The sequence below is a fragment of the Streptacidiphilus monticola genome, assembly GCF_042658505.1.
GTDB classification, from domain to species: Bacteria; Actinomycetota; Actinomycetes; order Streptomycetales; family Streptomycetaceae; genus Streptacidiphilus; species Streptacidiphilus monticola.
Genome location: NZ_JBHSQJ010000243.1, coordinates 1 through 3064 on the forward strand (window position 1 = coordinate 1; position 3064 = coordinate 3064).

The following is a 3064-nucleotide window of genomic DNA, read 5'->3' on the forward strand; positions in this document are numbered from 1 at the left end:
TGGCCCCGTGGAGCAGTTGGTTAGCTCGCCACCCTGTCAAGGTGGAGGTCGCGGGTTCAAGTCCCGTCGGGGTCGCTCAGGTCCCCTCTCGTTCCGAGAGGGAGCCTGGCCAGGTAGCTCAGTTGGTACGAGCGTCCGCCTGAAAAGCGGAAGGTCGCCGGTTCGACCCCGGCCCTGGCCACCTTGTCTGACCAGCAGAGGCCCCTAGCGAGATCACTCGCCAGGGGCTTTTTCGATGCCTGCTACGCCGACCGATACGCCAACGGCGTCAGCCGAGCCGGTTGCTCAGCGTCCCGAGCGCCTTCCGCTGTTCGTCCAGCGAGGCGTGGGACGTCGCTGTGGCCGGCGATCTGCCGGACGATGTGAGGCGGCACGCCCATGTCCAGCAGCAGCGTGACGCAGGTGTGCCGGAGATCGTGGAAGCGAAGCGTCAGGCCAAGCCGCTGGCGGATCGGGTACCAGCTTCGCCGGAGGCTGTCCGGCTACCGACGGCCCGTGCTGTCCGCACTCACGACGGGCAGCGGCTCGTTGAGCGAGCTACATGGGTCCGGCCGCGAGCCCGCCGCGCGGCGTGTCCCTCCGGTCCCCTCTGATTCCGCAGGAGGGCGGCTGCAGTCCAGCGGCTCAAGAGCAGCGACGCTGCACATGCTCGCCCCGGTGGCGCTAGGTATCCCGGTTGAGTAGGCGCGTGACACCGCCGACCACGGCGGTGGCCAGGATCCAGCCAGTGATGGTCAGTGCGAGCGCCACCGCTTTCGCCAGGTGGGTGGGGTCCCACGCTGACCGCTGCCCCAGGCTCAGGAACGGGAGAAGGAGATCCAGAACGTACAGCAGTGGATCCCAGGTGGGTCCTCCCCCCGGATTCACTGCCCGCGGCGGGCCTGCCCAGGTGAAGTACCAGGTTCCGCTGGCAGTCAGGGCTGCTACCCACAGCAACGCGCGTGACGGCCGGTACCCGAACCCCACGACGGCGTTCAGGAGCAGTCCCCAGACTGTCGCAGCCTTGCCCAAGGCGCGATAGCGCGCTCGTTCCCTGTGGATGAGGACGTGCCGGGCTGCCTGCTCCTGGCCGGCCTGGCGGTAGGCGGCGGCGATCTGACTGTAGATCGCCGGGGATGGTGCGATCACGTGCTGGGCCAGCCAGTTCAGCCGGGTTCCCGGTGGGCAGTTGGTGGTCGGCTGGAGGGTGGTGAACGACGCGCTGCTCAGGTCCAGGTTGCAGTGCGCTGGCCAGATGTCGGGATCGGCGACGAGGACCTCCACCGTGGCTGCTGCGAGCGATAGCCGTCCGGCGCAGGAGGGGTGCAGGTCGAGTTCGACCCGGCGCGCATGGATGGCGTCGAGGTCGGCGGCTCCGCTGCTGGTGGCGGTCAAGCGGGCGCCCGTCAGGTCCAGCGTGCCACCGATGCGGCTTCGGGACAGGCGCAGCTCCCCCCGGGTTTGCAGGCCGCGGGCCCGTAGGTCACCGTCGATGATCATCTGCTTGCCCATCACGGCGAAGCCGGACGCGCCCTCGACCACGGTTCCGCTGAGGTCGAGCCCTCCGCTGAGACGTGCGTCGTGCAGCCACAGCTCGTCCGAAACAACGGCATTGCGCATGCCCAGCCACAGGCCGACCTGCAGTCCCTCCCCCTCGAAGCCGGGCATCTGGGATCCATCCAGGTTCCACCAGGTGACCTCGGCGTAGTCCACGACGAGGCGTTCGTCGAAGGCACAGGACATCAGCTTCACCGGGACGGGAACCCTTGCTCCCGTCAGGTCGAGGCGGCCTGCGACTCGGGCACCCCGCAGGTCCAACGCGGCGGCACAACCAGGTTCGGGCACCGGCCCGTTGAGCAGTAGGCGAGCCAGCACCTCGGCTCGGACCTGTCGCTCGACGGGCCAAGCGGCGGTGGCCGCCAGGTCGTCCACCAGCGGGTCACCGGTGCGGAGGTCGACCCGCTCCCCGCGACGGTACGCCCGCCAAAGGCGCTTCTCGGTATCCGTCCACCCACGTGGCGGCCGCTCTCCCACCTTGTCCCCCCGACGCCGACCTCAGTACACACGATCATCAACGTCAACTGCCCCCGCCTTCAAGGGAGCTGGTCGACTCACCCCCACTTCCGTGCCGGCGGAACGGCGTTTCATGGAACTGCGGCCAGAGCCACCGAGGTCGTGAGACCGCACATATGCACAACCCCGACACGTGCTCCCCTCGTCGACGTGGCCCACCTGGTCACCGCGGACGGCTGTTCGACCCCGGCCCTGGCCACTCAGTCCCACCATCAGAAAGCCCCCGCTCGGCGATCGATCAGGGGCTCCTTTTCACGCCTGCTACGACAACCGTGCGACAACGGGTCAGCTCAGGCACTCTCCCCGATCTCAAGGGGCCTTCTTCTCCGAGCGACGGGTGTGAAAGGACCTTGGTGGTCACGCCGATGTCCCTGTGCCCCGATCCAACTGGTCGGAGAAGCGCCCTCGACGACCCCGGCCGACGCTGCCGTGCCCTGACCTCCGGAGCTTGCAGGTCCTCCTCCCGTCAGCCCGGCCGGCCGTCCCGTGCCCGACCGGTTGTCCACCGCTCGTCCCGTGAGCCGGCTCAGCGAGTCGCGGGTCCCACGAAGTTCACCGCCAGGGCGGCGCCTGGCCGCACCGGCGCTCACGGCACGGTGGCGACCGGGGCGCCGTGGGCCAGCAGGTAGGGCAGCGGGTCGATGACCGCGCCGTAGGCGTCGGTGGTGCGGATCTCGAAGTGGAGGTGCGGGCCGGTGGAGTTGCCGGTGTCGCCGGACGCGCCGAGACGCTCGCCGGGGGCGACCTGCTCCCCCGGGTGCACGCCGATCCGGGACAGGTGGGCGTAGAGGGCGATCTTGCCGTCCGGCAGGATCAGCTTGATCTCCTTGCCGTACTCCCCGCCCGGTCCCGCCACCCGGACCGTCGCCCGGGCGACGGCCAGCACCGGGGTGCCGACGGGGACCGCGAAGTCCACGCCCGTGTGGTAGCCCGCGGCGTAGCGGGGGTTGGGGCGTCCGAAAGGCTGGCTGATCGGCGCGTCCGCCACCGGCGGCGACCAGCGCGGCGGCAG

2 protein-coding genes, 2 tRNA genes and 1 pseudogene are annotated in these 3064 nt (G+C 69.9%); 2 read left to right on the forward strand and 3 right to left on the reverse strand.

Going from position 1 to position 3064, the window contains the following annotated elements:
• The first annotated feature begins 1 nt into the window (after nt 1).
• Nucleotides 2-75: transfer RNA gene (locus ACFP3V_RS31675), tRNA-Asp, on the forward strand.
• A 32-nt stretch (nt 76-107) separates the two neighbouring features.
• A tRNA-Phe gene (locus ACFP3V_RS31680) sits at nt 108-181 on the forward strand.
• Between the two features lie 87 nt (nt 182-268).
• Here ACFP3V_RS31680 and ACFP3V_RS31685 read toward each other — a convergent pair.
• The 3 genes and pseudogenes from ACFP3V_RS31685 to ACFP3V_RS31695 form a co-directional block, all read right to left on the reverse strand.
• Nucleotides 269-482 (reverse strand): annotated as a pseudogene (locus ACFP3V_RS31685) (tyrosine-type recombinase/integrase); the annotation flags it as partial.
• 181 nt (nt 483-663) lie between these two features.
• Nucleotides 664-1911: a hypothetical protein gene (locus tag ACFP3V_RS31690; RefSeq protein WP_380591243.1), complete on the reverse strand. Its 1248-nt coding sequence runs from the start codon at nt 1909-1911 to the stop codon at nt 664-666.
• A 727-nt stretch (nt 1912-2638) separates the two neighbouring features.
• Nucleotides 2639-3064: M23 family metallopeptidase (locus tag ACFP3V_RS31695; protein ID WP_380591246.1), on the reverse strand; the 426-nt coding region annotated here is incomplete at its 5' end.